The organism is Ruegeria sp. BHSB056 (assembly GCF_059613305.1).
On sequence record NZ_JBXWSG010000040.1, the window covers coordinates 1 to 15,693 of the forward strand.

Annotated in this window: 17 protein-coding genes; 8 read left to right on the top strand and 9 right to left on the bottom strand. The window is 59.4% G+C overall.

Annotated elements, in window-relative coordinates; genetic code table 11:
* Positions 1–39: 39 nt before the first annotated feature.
* Positions 40–420: a response regulator transcription factor gene (locus AC2FND_RS11455; protein ID WP_480484506.1), complete on the bottom strand. Its 381-nt coding sequence runs from the start codon at positions 418–420 to the stop codon at positions 40–42.
* 77 nt (positions 421–497) lie between these two features.
* Positions 498–1,790, bottom strand: coding sequence for a helix-turn-helix domain-containing protein (locus AC2FND_RS11460; protein WP_496769813.1), 1,293 nt, complete (start codon positions 1,788–1,790; stop codon positions 498–500).
* Between the two features lie 209 nt (positions 1,791–1,999).
* On the opposite strand from AC2FND_RS11460, the gene AC2FND_RS11465 reads away from it, so the two are divergent.
* The 4 genes from AC2FND_RS11465 (at position 2,000) to aat (ending at position 5,231) form a co-directional block, all read left to right on the top strand.
* Positions 2,000–2,536, top strand: a complete 537-nt coding sequence (locus tag AC2FND_RS11465; protein ID WP_209505755.1) for a LuxR C-terminal-related transcriptional regulator — start codon at positions 2,000–2,002, stop codon at positions 2,534–2,536.
* Positions 2,537–2,687: 151 nt separating this feature from the next.
* Entirely contained in the window at positions 2,688–3,182 is a 495-nt protein-coding gene (accB, locus tag AC2FND_RS11470) for an acetyl-CoA carboxylase biotin carboxyl carrier protein (RefSeq protein ID WP_480546369.1), read from the top strand.
* Positions 3,183–3,191: 9 nt separating this feature from the next.
* Positions 3,192–4,541 (top strand): acetyl-CoA carboxylase biotin carboxylase subunit, encoded by a 1,350-nt coding sequence (gene accC, locus AC2FND_RS11475; RefSeq protein WP_480488403.1) that lies wholly within the window; start codon positions 3,192–3,194, stop codon positions 4,539–4,541.
* A gap of 48 nt (positions 4,542–4,589) precedes the next feature.
* Entirely contained in the window at positions 4,590–5,231 is a 642-nt protein-coding gene (gene aat / locus AC2FND_RS11480; protein ID WP_245222579.1) for a leucyl/phenylalanyl-tRNA--protein transferase, read from the top strand.
* Here aat and AC2FND_RS11485 read toward each other — a convergent pair.
* The 6 genes from AC2FND_RS11485 to AC2FND_RS11510 form a co-directional block, all read right to left on the bottom strand.
* A complete protein-coding gene (locus tag AC2FND_RS11485) occupies positions 5,177–5,545 on the bottom strand; it encodes a DUF2155 domain-containing protein (protein WP_480488407.1) in 369 nt (122 codons plus the stop codon). The genes aat and AC2FND_RS11485 overlap by 55 nt on opposite strands.
* Complete coding sequence (gene mlaD, locus AC2FND_RS11490; RefSeq protein WP_480507449.1) at positions 5,542–5,994, bottom strand: outer membrane lipid asymmetry maintenance protein MlaD; 453 nt, start codon at positions 5,992–5,994, stop codon at positions 5,542–5,544. The genes AC2FND_RS11485 and mlaD overlap by 4 nt, the downstream gene beginning before the upstream one ends.
* A gap of 11 nt (positions 5,995–6,005) precedes the next feature.
* Entirely contained in the window at positions 6,006–6,389 is a 384-nt protein-coding gene (locus tag AC2FND_RS11495) for an NADH:ubiquinone oxidoreductase subunit NDUFA12 (RefSeq protein ID WP_267364687.1), read from the bottom strand.
* A gap of 80 nt (positions 6,390–6,469) precedes the next feature.
* On the bottom strand, positions 6,470–6,832 hold the full coding sequence (locus AC2FND_RS11500) for a RidA family protein (RefSeq protein WP_496769815.1): 363 nt from the start codon (positions 6,830–6,832) through the stop codon (positions 6,470–6,472).
* A gap of 195 nt (positions 6,833–7,027) precedes the next feature.
* Positions 7,028–8,296, bottom strand: coding sequence for an ATP-dependent Clp protease ATP-binding subunit ClpX (clpX, locus tag AC2FND_RS11505; RefSeq protein ID WP_209505741.1), 1,269 nt, complete (start codon positions 8,294–8,296; stop codon positions 7,028–7,030).
* A gap of 132 nt (positions 8,297–8,428) precedes the next feature.
* Positions 8,429–9,061 carry an ATP-dependent Clp protease proteolytic subunit gene (locus tag AC2FND_RS11510; protein WP_209505739.1) on the bottom strand — a complete coding sequence of 211 codons (633 nt, stop codon included), beginning with the start codon at positions 9,059–9,061 and terminating at the stop codon, positions 8,429–8,431.
* 359 nt (positions 9,062–9,420) lie between these two features.
* On the opposite strand from AC2FND_RS11510, the gene AC2FND_RS11515 reads away from it, so the two are divergent.
* The 4 genes from AC2FND_RS11515 to AC2FND_RS11530 all read left to right on the top strand — a co-directional run bounded on the left by AC2FND_RS11515 (position 9,421) and on the right by AC2FND_RS11530 (position 12,411).
* Positions 9,421–9,762, top strand: a complete 342-nt coding sequence (locus tag AC2FND_RS11515) for an ArsR/SmtB family transcription factor (RefSeq protein WP_209505737.1) — start codon at positions 9,421–9,423, stop codon at positions 9,760–9,762.
* A 60-nt stretch (positions 9,763–9,822) separates the two neighbouring features.
* A complete protein-coding gene (locus AC2FND_RS11520; protein WP_209505735.1) occupies positions 9,823–9,960 on the top strand; it encodes an entericidin A/B family lipoprotein in 138 nt (45 codons plus the stop codon).
* A gap of 830 nt (positions 9,961–10,790) precedes the next feature.
* The gene (locus tag AC2FND_RS11525; protein WP_496769816.1) at positions 10,791–11,207 is read left to right on the top strand and encodes a type II toxin-antitoxin system Phd/YefM family antitoxin; all 417 of its coding nucleotides are present in this window, start codon (positions 10,791–10,793) and stop codon (positions 11,205–11,207) included.
* A gap of 439 nt (positions 11,208–11,646) precedes the next feature.
* On the top strand, positions 11,647–12,411 hold the full coding sequence (locus tag AC2FND_RS11530; RefSeq protein ID WP_496769818.1) for an SAM-dependent methyltransferase: 765 nt from the start codon (positions 11,647–11,649) through the stop codon (positions 12,409–12,411).
* 1,381 nt (positions 12,412–13,792) lie between these two features.
* On the opposite strand, the gene lepA is transcribed toward AC2FND_RS11530, so the two are convergent.
* Positions 13,793–15,592, bottom strand: coding sequence for a translation elongation factor 4 (gene lepA, locus AC2FND_RS11535; RefSeq protein ID WP_496769820.1), 1,800 nt, complete (start codon positions 15,590–15,592; stop codon positions 13,793–13,795).
* Between the last annotated feature and the right edge of the window lie 101 nt (positions 15,593–15,693).

Below are 15,693 nucleotides of genomic sequence, written 5' to 3' on the forward strand. Positions count from 1 at the left end.
GTGCGCCCGGTGGTTTGGTCTTGTTGCCCTCGCCGGACATCATAAGCGCGTCGCCTGCGCGTGAAGGTCACGCACGGCTGTCAGAACTTCGGCATTGGAAAACGGTTTGGTCATGAAGCGGCTGACGCCTGCGTTTTCAGCCATTTCCCGGTCGCGCGACTGACCCCGTGCGGTCAGCATCAGAACCGGCAAGCCTGCCAGTTCCTCCATTTTTCTGAGTTCCCGCAGGATATCCATGCCGTTCTTGCCCGGCAGCATGACATCCAGAATGACCAGATCGGGCTGCGCCCCCTGGATCACCTGAACCGCATCCGTTCCGTCGCCATGCGTTTCGACCTGCCATCCCTCGCGCGACAGCAGGAACCGGATAGCCTCGGCGATGTTCGGTTCGTCCTCAATCAGCAGAACCTTTCGGCTCATATGTTCAGTTCCTCCCATAACCGGTCTTCCATCCCGAGACCGGTTCCCGCCAGATTAAGCGGTCTGTCATGAACGTGTCAAAAACCTTCGCTCAAAATCGACGGCTCGCGCCGGGACTTGCAATCGCGGTTTGGGCAGACACGGCAATTTGGCCCGACCTGAGTGACCGGCACCTCGTCTGACGGGTCCCTGACCGGGCGCACCACCATGACCGAGCGATAGGCCGGGTCCTGATCGTATCCCGACACCGCATGCGGCCAGGCATAAGCGACGCATTCGAACACGGCCGAGGACCTGCCGGTCAGGACGACCTGCTTGCGCACCGGCACCAGCGGACGGCTGAGGGCCGTGAACAGCGGCCAGAGCGGGCAGACATCGCCGTGTCGGGGCAAGGTAAACCCCTGAATCGGCTTGAGAAACAGGATACTTCCAGACGCATCGCACAGCACCATGCCGACCGGTTGTGACAGGATGCCATCTGGCAGAAAGGCCAGGCGCCTGAGGACGGTGGCAAAATCAACCGAGAACCGCTGCGCCAGTTCGATGGGGTTCGGATCACCCTGCTGAACAACCGCTTTGACGGCCTCCAGCGGCAGCGCCTGCGCGTCTGCGCGATAGATCCTGAGAACTTCGCGCGCGACGGTGCGCGCCGCCGAGGTATTGAGCCCGCTCAGGTCAACCGCGTCCACATCACCCCCGTCTTCCAGTTCGGAAATCGTGTAGGCGCGGGCTTCAAAGAAAGCTTCGACCGCTTCCAGGGGAACGGCACGTGGATCAACCGCCGAGTCGCTTTCGTCGAGGAAGGTCACCAGCGCCTTGGAACTGCCTGCCAGCCGTTCGGCATCCTGATGCAGGTTCTTGTGAAAACGCTCGCGCCATTCGGCCTCGATATCTTGGGTATCCGCAAGGATCGCGGCGGTCGAGCGTATCGCGGCGGCGGTTGACAGAACCTCGTGCATCGACGCGGCCAGTTGCGGGTCGTGCGTAAGGCGGTCGGAGAGGGTTTCGACGTTCCGCTCCAAAGACACGACACGGCGATGCATTTGCGCCAGAACACCGGCCCAGCCGGGAAAGCGCCCGGCGAACTCCTCGAGCCCGTCAACCTCGGCCTTCTGCCCGACCGCATCCTCGGCCGCCTCGCGCAGGGCGGAAACCAGAGTTGCCTCGATCCCCTGTGTCAGGACCGAAGGTTCAACGCCCAGCGCCGCCGCGATATCGACCAGCAATTTGCCTCCGATCCTGCGGCGATTGTGTTCGATCAGGTTCAGATAAGACGCCGATACTCCGGCCTGCCGCGCCAGTTCCGCCTGCCGCAGCCCGGCAATCTGCCGTCTTTCGCGAATGCGACTGCCTGTCAACGTGTCGCGCATGCTTACTTTCCCTGAATTCAGACCCGTCGAATTTCACGCTCGTTTTCAGATTATAGCATCTGTTTCCGCAGGTTAATCATTTCTTTTCAGCTGACATTTACAACTTTCACAAACTGGCGCAGACCACAGCATCGGTTTCGGGCGTCAATCTGGCGCAAGACATCGCATCCCCCCTTCATTTTCGCGCGCTTTCCCGGCACCATACACGCATGAGCGACCCCGCCTTTGAATATGCGCCGATCGGGCTTGTTGAGCTGGAAAACCGGATCATCCGGCGCTGCAACCTGCAATTTGCCCGCACCTTTGGCGGAGAAGAGAACGACTATCGCAACATGCCGCTGTTGCACCTTTACCCTTCGGTCGCGGATTGGGAGAGGATTGGCGAACGCAGCCTGCAGGTGATGCGCGGCACCGGATATTACACGGATGAGCGCGTCATGCGCCGCCGCAGCGGCGACCTGTTCTGGTGCCGCGCCCGGGGCCGGTCGCTGACGCCCGACGACCCGTTCCGCCACGGTATCTGGAGCTTTTCCGACATATCCGAGGAACGACCGCTGGTTGAACTGACCATCCGTGAACGCGAAGTGGCCATCCTGTCCTGCCGCGGCCTGTCGGCCAAGGAAATCGGAGCAGAGCTGGGCCTGAGTTACCGCACAATCGAGGCTTACCGCGCCCGTTTGCTTGAAAAATTCGGCGCACGAAAGCTGTCTGAACTGGTCGCCAAATTATCGGGGATGCCCCTGTGACCCGTCCGACCCTTTAAATTACGCGTGAAACGCATGCCAGATGGTGCGAGTCGGCGCTTTTCATGCACCGCCGCTTAGCCTATAACCCTGCGTAATTTGATCAGAGCCCGCAAGAAACAGACGGGCCAAAGGGGAACCGTCGAGGATACTCATGACAGACACCAAACACGAAGCGGATGTGGCATTCATCAAGGCTCTGGCCGAATTGCTGCGCGAAAACGATCTGACCGAGTTGCAGGTCAAACGTGAATATGGCGAAGAAGACAGCCTGAACGTGCGCGTCAGCCGTATGACACAGACCGTGGCCGCTCCGGTTCAGATGGCTGTTCCTGCGGCAGCGCCCGCCCCTGCTGCGGCACCGGCTGCGGCCCCCGCGGCGGCCCCTGCTGCCGCCGAAGATCCGGCCAGCCATCCGGGCGCTGTCACCTCGCCCATGGTGGGCACGGTCTATATGCAGCCGGAACCCGGCGCGCCCGCGTTCATTTCCGTCGGCGCGACAGTGTCCGAAGGCGACACGCTGCTGATCGTCGAAGCGATGAAGACCATGAACCACATCCACGCCCCCAAATCGGGCACCATCAAGCGCGTGCTGGTGGGCGATGGCGACGCTGTTGAGTTCGGCACCCCTCTGGTCATCATCGAGTAAGGCGGGCCCATGTTCGACAAGATCCTGATTGCCAACCGAGGCGAGATCGCCCTGCGCGTCATCCGCGCCGCGCGCGAGATGGGGATAAAAACGGTTGCCGTCCATTCCACCGCCGACAGCGACGCGATGCATGTGCGCATGGCGGACGAATCGGTCTGCATCGGCCCCCCGCCCAGCCCGCAAAGCTATCTGTCGGTGCCTGCGATCATTTCGGCCTGTGAGATCACCGGCGCGCAGGCAATCCATCCCGGCTACGGCTTTTTGTCCGAAAACGCCGAGTTCGTGCAGATCGTCGAAGATCATGGCATCACGTTCATTGGCCCCACCGCGGAACATATCCGCGTCATGGGCGACAAGATCACCGCCAAGGACACGATGAAGGCGCTGGGTGTGCCTTGCGTTCCCGGTTCGGACGGTGGCGTTCCCACGCTGGCCGACGCCAAGCGCATCGGTGAGGAATTCGGCTATCCCGTCATCATCAAAGCCACAGCTGGCGGCGGTGGGCGCGGCATGAAAGTCGCGATGAACGCGAATGAGATGGAAAGCGCCTTCATGACTGCGCGCGCCGAAGGCAAGGCCGCCTTTGGCAATGACGAGGTCTATATCGAGAAATATCTGACCACGCCGCGCCATATCGAGATTCAGGTCTTTGGCGACGGCAAGGGCAATGCGGTGCATCTGGGCGAACGTGACTGTTCGTTGCAGCGCCGTCACCAGAAGGTCTTTGAAGAGGCCCCCGGCCCCTGCATCACCGCCGAAGAGCGCGCCCGGATCGGCAAGATCTGCGCCGACGCAGTGGCCAAGATCAACTATATCGGCGCTGGCACCATCGAGTTCCTGTATGAAAAGGGCGAGTTCTATTTCATCGAGATGAACACTCGCCTGCAGGTGGAACACCCGGTCACCGAAGGGATCTTTGGCGTCGATCTGGTGCGCGAACAAATTTTGGTCGCAGCGGGTGAACCAATGTCATTCGGTCAGGACGATCTGAAGATCAACGGTCACGCCATCGAGGTTCGGATCAACGCAGAAAAGCTGCCGAATTTTTCGCCCTGCCCCGGCAAGATCACGGCCTATCACGCGCCGGGCGGTCTGGGCGTGCGGATGGATTCGGCGCTTTATGACGGCTATTCGATCCCGCCTTATTACGACTCGCTGATTGGCAAGCTGATCGTGCAGGGCCGCGACCGGGCCGAGGCGCTGGCGCGTCTTCAACGCGCGTTGGGCGAGTTGATCGTCGACGGTATCGACACCACCGTGCCCCTGTTCCACGCCCTGTTGCAGGAGCCCGATCTGCACAGCGGCGAGTACAACATCCACTGGCTGGAGCGCTGGCTTGCGGAGAACATGGAAAAATAAGGGCCATGTGCCAGAGGGCCCGCGCCCTCTGGTCGCCCTATCACCGGCATGAGCCTGACCCCCGAACTGCTGCTGCACGGGTATTCCATCGGTATTTTCCCGATGGCCGAACACCGCGACGATCCTGAACTGTTCTGGGTTGATCCCAAGTTTCGCGGGATATTTCCGCTGGACGGGTTCCACATCTCGCGCAGCCTTGCGCGCCGCATCCGGAACTGCGGGTTCGAGATTTCAATCAATCGGGATTTCTCCGGCGTTGTTGATGGGTGCGCTGACCGGTCCGACACCTGGATCAACGCGGAACTGCACGCCCTTTATCGCCAGTTGCACCAATCCGGTCATGCGCATTCACTGGAAGTCTGGGACGGAGCGGCGCTGGTGGGCGGCGTATATGGTGTGACGCTGGGGGCCGCGTTCTTTGGCGAAAGCATGTTTTCGCGCCGCACGGATGCCTCGAAAATCGCGCTCGCCTATCTTGTGGACCGGTTGCGGCAAACCGGCTTTCACCTGTTTGACACGCAGTTCCTGACCGCGCATCTGGCATCCCTTGGGGCGATCGAAATCCCGCGTGGCGCTTACAAGAAAGAACTGGAAGAAGCCCTGAACCAGAGCGCCGACTTTGCTGCGCCGATCACTCAGTCCGCAGAAGGCGTGATACAACGGATGACCCAAACGTCATACCGCGCGTGATCCAGCGCATTCAGCGCCGGAGAGGTCGCGATCATCCAGCCATCAAATAGCTGATCCGCTTTGCCCGTTTCCCAAATGGTCAGATAGGCGAAGGCATCGCCTGTCGGGTTATCCACCGGATACCGGCAATCCCCCAGCGCCACATCCAGCCCGAACACAGCTTCGGTCTGACCTGTCTGCAATTCGATATCAACCGTCTGGCCACTGACTTTGTCGAGCCCGCGCAGCATGGCGCCGGGGCCAGAGTTGACTTTCTGCTGCGCGGCGGCGCCGGTTCCAGCCAGCAACAGGGCAATTAGGGCGGCGCGCATCATTCGCCGCCATCTCCGGCTACGAACTTGACCAGCAGCGAGATCAGGCTGACCGCACCCTGGGTATCCTGAATCTCGTCTCCGGGTTCAAAAAAGAAGGGCGAACCACCGGGCATGACTTCGACAAAGTTTCCACCCAACAGCCCTTCGGACGAGATCACAATGGCGCTGTCATCGGGCACAAGCACGCCTTCGGCAACAGAGAAAGTCGTGTCGGCACGATAGGTATCCGGGTTCAGTTTGACCCCGGTAACGGTGCCGATTTTCACCCCGGCAAGACGGACATCCGTGCCGACACCCACCCCTTCCAGCGACCGGAACGAGGCGCCCAGCTCATAGCCCGCAGCACCTTGCGACAGGCCGGTCGATTGGCTGGCATAAACACCAAAAGCAAGGGCACCGGCCAATACGACGCCTCCGACAACAACTTCGGTCCAGTTATGGGTCGACATCTTCGCCTCGTTTATTCCGGGCTCCAGGCCTCGTAATCCCTGCGCTCAACCGGCTTGGCCCGCCGCAGCGACCCGGCAGGCGCATAGGCCAGCGCCGTACCTGTCAGGTTCTCCTGATGCGGTTTTTCCCAGGCTTTGTGCGGCAGCGGTTTGTCGGTCGGGGGTTCGTCCCAGGTGCGGTGCAACCAGCCGTGCCATTCGGGGTCAACCCGGCTGGCTTCGGCCTCGCCATTGAAAATCACCCAGCGCCTGCTGTCGTCGGCGGTGCGATAAAACACATTGCCTTCATTGTCTTCGCCCACTTTCACACCCTTGCGCGCCGTATAGAGCTGCGTGTTCAGTGTTGACCCGTTCCACCAGGTCACGGCTCGTAAAAGACTGTTCAGGATTCCCATCGGCTGCCTCCGGCATTTCGGTCGAGAGAAGGTATGGACCAAAGGCTCGCCAAGGTCCAGTGCCCCTTGGGCTTCCAGCGTCACTGCGGCAGGAAGGCGGTCACTTCGATCTCGATCCGGTACTTCGGATCAATCAAACCGCATTCGATCATCGTCGCAGCCGGTGGGTTGGCGCCAAACGTCTCGGCCAGAACCGGCCAGCACAGCGCGAATTCATTGCGGTCCGGCAACATGTAGGTGACCCGAACCACATCTTCAAAACCCGCACCCGCCTCAGCCAGCGCCTTGCCTATGATGTCCAGCGCAGACCGGCATTGCGCCACCACGTCCTCGCCCTGCCCGACGGTCCCGGCGACATGAACCCAGCCGCCCGCAACTACTGCGCGGCAATAGCCGACTTTTGCCTCAAACTCACCGCCCGAAGAAATGCGCTTCACCGTCATAATCCGTCACCTTTGTTGTTCGAAAGCTTACTTAAGCTCCCGCTGCCTGATTGCGCATGCCTTCGCGTGCGAACAACGGATCCCCAGCTTCATCTGGCTATAAATATCCCGGGGGAGATGCCCGAAGGGCAGCGGGGGCAGAGCCCCCTGAACCGGTTCAACTGAAGTTCCACCGTCGCGGTAAAAAGCCCGGCCTCAACCCGCCGAGGCCGATTCCTTGGCCGCATCGGCATAGATGAACAGCGGCTGCGCGTCGGACATTACCGCCTCTTCGTTCACCACAACCTCGCTGACGTTTTTCATGCCCGGCAGTTCGAACATGGTGTCCAGCAGGATATCCTCGAGAATAGACCGCAAACCACGTGCACCGGTTTTGCGCTCGATGGCTTTCTTGGCAATTGCCTTCAGCGCGTCATCGGTAAAGCCCAGCTCAACATCTTCCAGCTCGAACAGGCGCTGGTATTGCTTGACCAGGGCGTTCTTTGGCTTGGTCAGGATGGTGACCAGTGCTTCCTCGTCCAAATCCTCCAGCGTTGCTAGAACCGGCAGACGACCGACGAATTCGGGGATCAGACCAAATTTCAGCAGATCTTCGGGCTCCAGATCCTTGAAGATCTCGCCCACGCCGCGCTCGTCATTGTCACGCACATCGGCGCCAAAACCCATGGCCGAGCCCTTGCCGCGTTGTGCAATGATCCGGTCCAGACCCGCAAAAGCGCCGCCACAGATGAACAGGATGTTCGTGGTGTCCACCTGCAGGAATTCCTGCTGCGGGTGTTTGCGGCCGCCCTGCGGCGGAACGCTGGCCACGGTGCCTTCCATCAGTTTCAGCAGCGCCTGCTGTACACCTTCACCGGACACGTCGCGCGTGATCGACGGATTCTCGGATTTGCGCGTGATCTTGTCGACCTCGTCGATATAGACGATGCCGCGCTGCGCGCGTTCAACATTGTATTCACTGGCCTGCAAAAGCTTGAGAATGATGTTCTCAACATCCTCGCCCACGTAGCCGGCTTCCGTCAGCGTTGTGGCATCGGCCATGGTAAAGGGAACATCCAGTATCCGGGCCAGCGTTTGCGCAAGCAATGTCTTGCCACAGCCGGTGGGGCCGATCAGCAGAATATTGGATTTCGCCAGTTCGATATCATTGCCCGCTTTCTGGGCGTGGTTCAGACGTTTGTAGTGGTTGTGGACCGCGACCGACAGGACGCGTTTTGCGGTGGCTTGACCGATCACATAATCGTCCAGCACCTCGCAGATATCCTTGGGCGTCGGAACGCCGTCCGAAGACTTCAGCCCGCTGGCCTTGGTCTCTTCGCGGATGATATCCATGCAGAGTTCGACACATTCATCACAGATGAAAACGGTCGGGCCTGCGATCAGCTTGCGCACCTCATGCTGGCTTTTGCCGCAGAAGCTGCAGTAGAGCGTGTTTTTCCCGTCACCGCCTGAATTCGTCGCCATGATCTACCTTTCGGGCCTCATCCCAGCACCCCCGGCGGGGATGCGTTTTCGCCTGTTCGTGCAGCTTAGGCCAGCGCTTTGGCCGCTACAATCTCAAAATGGTTCCTGCACCGGTGGTGCAGGCTCCGAAACTCAGACCTCATCCGCGTCCATTTTTGCGCGGTTTTCCACGATTTCGTCGATGTGGCCCCATTCCTTGGCCTCTTCCGGGCTCATGAAATTGTCACGGTCCAGCGCTTTTTCAACCGCCTTTTTTGTCTGCCCGGTATGACGCACATAGATATCATAAAGGCGATCCTTGAGTTTTTGCGTCTCGGCCGCGTGGATCATGATATCGCTGGCCTGACCCTGATATCCGCCGCTGGGCTGGTGCACCATGATCCGGCTGTTGGGCAGCGAAAAGCGCATCCCTTTCTCGCCGCCGGCCAGCAGAACCGATCCCATCGAGGCCGCCTGACCGATCACCAACGTGGAACATTTCGGCTTGATATACTGCATTGTATCGTAAATCGACAAACCGCTGGTCACCACGCCACCGGGCGAATTGATGTAGATCGAGATTTCCTTGTTGGGGTTTTCCGCTTCAAGGTGCAGCAGCTGCGCCACGACCAGATGGCTCATGCCATCGTGAATCGGGCCGTTGATGAAGATGATCCGCTCTTTCAGCAGGCGGGAGAAAATATCATAAGCGCGCTCGCCCCGGCTGGTCTGTTCCACGACCATGGGGACAAGCGTATTCATGTAGGTATCTACGGGATCGAACATTCGTAACCTGCCTGTTTTGCTGTGGATCGGGACATTATCCCAACAAGTGTTACCTGAGTCTTAGTGTTGGCTCCGGGGGGCTGCAAGGGGGTGTCGGTGAGAACGCGGAATGAATGTGGACCGCCGTCAATAAGATTGTCACACCTGCCGCTGTTCCGCAGCAGCACCCTATCCGTGATTACGCCCTGCCAAAGGGGCTGCGGGGAAAACGGCTGCGGGTTCCCCTTTTTTCATCACGGTTTTTTGATTCATACATATAGCAATAATTGATCGAAACATGTACTGAAGTGGCTCGCAGGCGACGAGCTTTACGTAACGGAAACTATGCCCGGTCAACGGGTTCACAAGGAACACATTCGATGGCACTTCCACAGCTGTCCCAGGACATGCCGCAACACGACCTGGATCGTATGGTCGATAACGCGACACGCGCGTCCAACTTCCTCAAGGCAATCAGTCACGAAGGCCGGCTGATGATCCTGTGCCACCTGGTGTCCGGTGAGAAGTCGGTCACCGAGCTGGAGGAACTGTTGTCCGCCAGACAAGCCGCTGTTTCGCAACAGCTTTCCCGCCTGCGGCTGGAGGGGCTTGTGATACCGCGCAGAGAGGGCAAAACCATCTTTTACCGGTTGGCAGATGATCGCCCGCGCCGGATGCTTGAGGTGGTGTACGAGCTGTTCTGCGGTGACGACAGAGGCTAGCTCTGGCTTGGTGTCGAGAAAGGTGCTACCGAATCCGTATCGAGCACTGAGGAGACACACATGATCCGCGTAATTCTGATTGGCCTGAGCCTGTTTGCACTGACCGCCTGCGAAACCGCCAAAGGCGCGGGCAAAGATATCGAAAAGGCCGGGGATGCAATCCAGAACGCAGCTTCGGACGTGCAGGAAAGCCTATAAGCGCGCTTATCTTGCGGGCGAGCCGGACACTAACGCAATATATGGTTGAAGATTGCGCCCACACGCAGTAGTCTAGCCCTACAGGTGCATAGACGCGGCATTGCATATCTGACACTAAATCGGGGCTCTTTCGCGCACGCAGAAGAGCCCCGTTCCCATTCGGCAGGGGTGAGTGGTAGCCTGTATGAAACCGAATTTCGGCAAAGGAAAAGGCGTCAGGTGCGCAGACGCGGTCTTTGCATGTACCCTTTCGGATACGCCCTGACGCCTTACCGGGTCGACGTACCCCGAGGAGCACTCCGATCCAGTCGCCCCAGCCCCCTGAGAGACTGCAGCCGCCGCTTTGTCCCCTAAGGTCCATCGCGACATGCATTGGCCGTCTGAGAAGATGGTCACCCGACCTGGGTCTACGACCCATTTCCGGCTGATCACCTACCGGTAAGCCATTGCAGCTAAACGCAAATCATAAGATCCGCCCTTCTCTGCTCAGACCCCCTTGGCCTTTGCGTCCCGCCCCGGTTCCGAAGACCCTGTGCGGTGAGATGACTGTTGCACCACGCCCTGCATCCGACAAGAAAATAGCACTGCAGCATGAAAATTAGACGGGGATAAGATGTTGATATCCGGCGGGAGAGTTTTGTGGATAACCCGAGAATCCCCGATCCCGCGAAGGGTTGAGGGCGGAAAAAACCGGACGTAACCCCGGCACCCGAAATTCCTGCGATGCTGCGGGTGCAAAACGCTCCGTGCGGACCGTTAGGCCGAAATTGTGCGATTTGTACAACGCTCGGACCCCCAATCCTACGAATCGTACAGACGGAGATTCGCCGATGCGCTGCACCATTTCCTACGCCCGCGCCCATCTGGGGCCGCTGATCACCCGCGCCCAGGACCCGCGCGAGGTGATCATCCTGACCCGGCACGGCAAGCCGCTGGCCGCGCTGGTCTCGATGACCGAGGCCAACCGGATCTGGCAGTTGCAGGATGACGAGGAGATCGGATGGAAACACCCGCTGTCGGGGCTGCGCGGGATGTGGTCAAAAGGGCGCAACATCCCCGGCATGGAACCGGGACCGGACGGCCGCTATGTCACCGCGCGCGAGGCCGCGCTGAAGGTCCGCGAGATCCAGATGACCCGCGCCGAGGAACGCCGCATTCTTGCGCGGGGCGGTCTGGATCCTGTCGCAGGCGGTGAACTGGCCGCCCGGCCTGCCTCCTCACTCTGGAGACGCTGGTTCCGTTTCTGAGAAGCGTTCCGGCCCGGCGGTGGTACCAACACCCCCTCCGCCGCAATCCGTGAGCAACGGCGGCTCATACCCCTTAACAACCCGACCGGGCCGGAAACGCTTCGGTTCACCTGACGGGCCGGAACGGGGTCGAAAACAGTCCCGGTGCGCAGGCTACGGAATTCTCTGATCTGATGATCGGCACCCTTCTTTGGGGTGCGGGCCGTGCTGGCCTGTGACTGAGATTGGATGCGCGCGCGGCGGTTGCAACCTGTCTGAAGGAAACTTCATCAAGGGTTTATGCGCGGGAAAGGTGGGCAAGAAGAAAACCCCACCCCTGCCCGGTATTGCGCATTGCGTTTTTCCTTCCAACACCGCGCGCCACAACTTAAACAGGGATTTCAAATAACTGCCCTCATCCAGGGGCGTCCGATCCAACTTGAAAAGCCCCAGACAGAACATGCGATTTCCAAAACGACAACATCGAGAGTTCAAGAGCACTGTGCGCAGGTTCCGCAACGAGTTTTCACTGTTCGTGCTGGAACAAAGCCGCGGACAGGTGCTGTGCGGGCCGATGAAGGGGTTTCGCTTTGTCGAAAACGCATTCTGGGGCGGGCATTCGGATACGGCCACGAAAATCTTTGGCCTGTATGAGCAGCAGAACCTGAAGGTGCTGAGCAACTCGGACAAGCCGGTGCTGGTGGATATCGGGGCGGCGGACGGCTTTTGGGGCGTCGGACTGGTGGCCGCCGGGCAGTTCGAAAAAAGCGTGTGCTTTGAGGTTTCGGCAAAAGGCCGGGATGTCATCCGCGAAACGGCGGAACATAACGGCGTGGGCGACCGGGTGACGGTGTTTGGGGATGCGCTGACGGACACGGTTGAAAACATCGCAAGCGTGGCCCCTGACCCGGCGGACATCTTCTTTCTGATCGATATCGAGGGTGTCGAATTCAGCCTGTTGACCGAAGATTTTCTGACGCATTTCCGCAGATCGGAATTCCTGATCGAACTGCACCCCCAGATGGTCGAGGATGGCGATGCGAAACTGAAAGCGATCGAAGCGTTCTGCGCCGGGTATTTTGATATCACCTATGTGGACGGAAGCGTGCGGGACACATCCGAGATGGATGAGATTATCCGGTTGGGGGATGATTTCAAATGGCCGATCCTGTCCGAGGGGCGCGGTTTTCCGATGCAATGGTTGCATTTGGTGCCGCGCGGGTGAGGTGTGATTTCGACGGTTGACCCGCTGATCTGAGGGCCCCAAACGGCCAGAGCCCCGGTGGCGCAAGCGCAGATACAACCGCCCAACCAACCCCACCCCGTAGGGCGGGCTTCAGCCCGCCACCGGATGCAGCCTGTCCGTGCGCATTGGTATGGGGTCGGGGAAATGGGGGAGTTGTGGATTGGCGGGCTGAAGCCCGCCCTACGGCATATCAAACCCGGTTGGGCGACAGAACAGAGGGCAGCGCCGGCCCGAGGGGGTGAGGCCCGTCTAGGAAACGGTCCAGTGGACCGTTTCAGGGCCGAACGGGCGGAGCCCCGGGGCGCAAACGCTTTTGCAACGGCTGATCAGCAGAACAGAGGGGCGCGACCGACCCGAGGGGAGGCGCAAACGCGCCGCCCCATGGGGGCGGGTCGGCGCGGCCCGGCGGTGCCGCCGGGCGGGTGGGTTGAGAAACTGGAAACGTGAAACGACGTAAGTTCTATACTTCTTCAACTGCCCCGGCCATCGATTCTACATATAGTGGCAGCACATCACAATTTATCGACATACAGAAAAATTGGGGGTTTCCTGTGGAGGAATCTGTTGACAACCCCCCTATATTGGGGCAAAACATGTTCCAAACGGCACATCTAGGGCGAATACACCGCCAATGGTGATGTTTCTGTTTTTGTTATCTTGCATATTGTAGTGTGTCGAGCCATGCTGATGTATGAGCTACAAACGAATCGCGCCGCCAAGGTGGTCAGACCAAGACGGCGCTTCGTTGTAGTACCGCACCAACCTTGGGGGGTTGCCGCGGTCAGTTTGCAACGCGTGAATCCTGACGGATTCACAAAAAACAGTCAAGGCGCCCCTCGTTGAAACATTGAACGAGGCAGCATTATGCCAAACTACTACGTTAACCAAAACCCACAGCCTGACGGCTATCACGAAGTGCACGTTGATGATGGAACGTGCACACACCCTCCTCTTCTCGCAAATCGCATACCACTTGGGTGGCATTCGACTTGCCAAAGCGCAGTGGCTGCTGCGAGGCAACAATACTTCCTGTCGGATGGTTGTGCTTATTGCGTACCATACTGTCACACTCGATAGGGAGCATGATATGGCTACTAACCCACCATCAGGTGATGGACGTCGAAACGGAATGGTCAAAGGCCGTTCGCAAACCAAGACTCCATCCGGTCACTACGTGAAACGCGACACATCAACTGGTCGCTTCATGGATGTCAAAACTTCCGACAAGAAGCCCTTCAAGGGTGTTCGAAAGGAAAAATAGTAGGTTGAGCGACTGCGGTCGCTCTCCCAACCCACCGTGTGGGCACGCAGGTTGGCTGCGCCAACCGCTTTCGCCCACCGTCACTAAAAATGGACAGCCTTAGCTGTCCATTTTTAGTGCGGAAATAAACGCCTCCTGCGGGATATCCACCTTCCCGAACTGACGCATCTTCTTTTTACCCGCTTTCTGCTTGTCCAGCAGTTTGCGTTTCCGGGTGGCGTCGCCGCCGTAGCATTTGGCGGTCACGTCCTTGCGCAGGGCGGACAGGGTCTCACGGGCGATGACCTTGCCTCCGATGGCGGCCTGGATCGGGATTTTGAACATGTGGCGCGGGATCAGGTCCTTGAGCTTTTCGCACATCGCGCGGCCCCGCATCTCGGCCCGGTCGCGGTGAACCATGGTCGACAGCGCATCGACCGGTTCGTCATTCACAAGGATCGACATCTTGACCAGCGCGTCCTGACGGTAGCCGGTCATCTGGTAGTCGAAGCTGGCATAGCCCTTGGTCACCGATTTCAGACGGTCGTAGAAGTCAAAGACGACCTCGTTCAGGGGCAGGTCATAGACGACCATGGCGCGCTGGCCCGCATAGGTCAGGTCCATCTGGATACCGCGGCGGTCCTGGCAGAGTTTCAGCACGTCGCCGAGATATTCGTCGGGCACCAGAATGGTCGCCTTGATGCGCGGTTCCTCAAGATGGTCGACCTTGGACAGGTCGGGCATGTCGGCGGGGTTGTGCAGCTCGATCATCGCGCCGTCTTTCATGTAGACGTGGTAGATCACGCTGGGCGCGGTGGTGATGAGGTCGATATCGTATTCACGCTCGATCCGGTCGCGGATGACCTCGAGGTGCAGCAGGCCAAGGAAGCCGCAGCGGAAGCCAAAGCCAAGCGCGGCCGAGGTTTCCATCTCATACGAGAATGAGGCGTCGTTCAGCGCCAGCTTCTCGATCGCGTCGCGCAGGTCTTCGAATTCGGCTGAATCCACCGGAAAGAGGCCACAGAACACCACCGGCTGCGCGGGTTTGAAGCCCGGCAGTGCGACTTCGGTGCCGTTGCGGTCATTGGTGATGGTGTCGCCGACGCGGGTGTCGCGGACCTGCTTGATCGAGGCGGTCAGGAATCCGATCTCACCCGGGCCGAGGCTGTCGACCATCTGCATTTCCGGGCGGAAGACGCCGACGCGGTCGACATGGTGCAGAGTGCCGTTCGACATGAACTTGACCCGCATCCCCTTTTTCAGCGTGCCGTCCATGATGCGGACCAGAACAATGACGCCCAGATAGGCGTCGTACCACGAATCCACCAGCATCGCCTTGAGCGGCGCGTCCAGAGTACCCTGCGGCGCGGGCAGTTTGTGCACGATCGCCTCCAGCGTTTCGTGGATGCCCTGCCCGGTCTTGGCGCTGACCTGAATGGCGTCGCTTGCGTCGATGCCGATCACGTCCTCGATCTGTTCGGCCACGCGGTCACAGTCGGACGCGGGCAGGTCGATCTTGTTGAGGACCGGCACGATCTCATGATCCGCGTCGATGGCCTGATACACGTTCGCCAGCGTCTGCGCCTCGACCCCCTGGGTGCTGTCCACAACCAGCAGAGAGCCCTCGACCGCGCGCATCGACCGGCTGACCTCGTAGGCGAAATCCACGTGGCCGGGGGTGTCGATCAGGTTCAGCACATATGTCTCGCCATTATCGGCGGTATAGTCGATGCGAACGGTGTTGGCCTTGATGGTAATGCCACGCTCGCGCTCGATATCCATGCTGTCGAGCAGCTGTTCCTTCATGTCACGATCCTGCACTGTCCCGGTCTCCTGGATGAGCCGGTCAGCAAGGGTGGATTTGCCATGGTCGATATGCGCGACGATGGAGAAATTGCGGATATGAGCGAGGTCTGTCATGGGTTGGGGATATGTAGAGGAATCGTGGGTTGGTCAATAGAAACGCGACAGAGTTTCGGTGCCTTGTGCGTTAAACCACGTTGTTGCAGATTGAAACGATC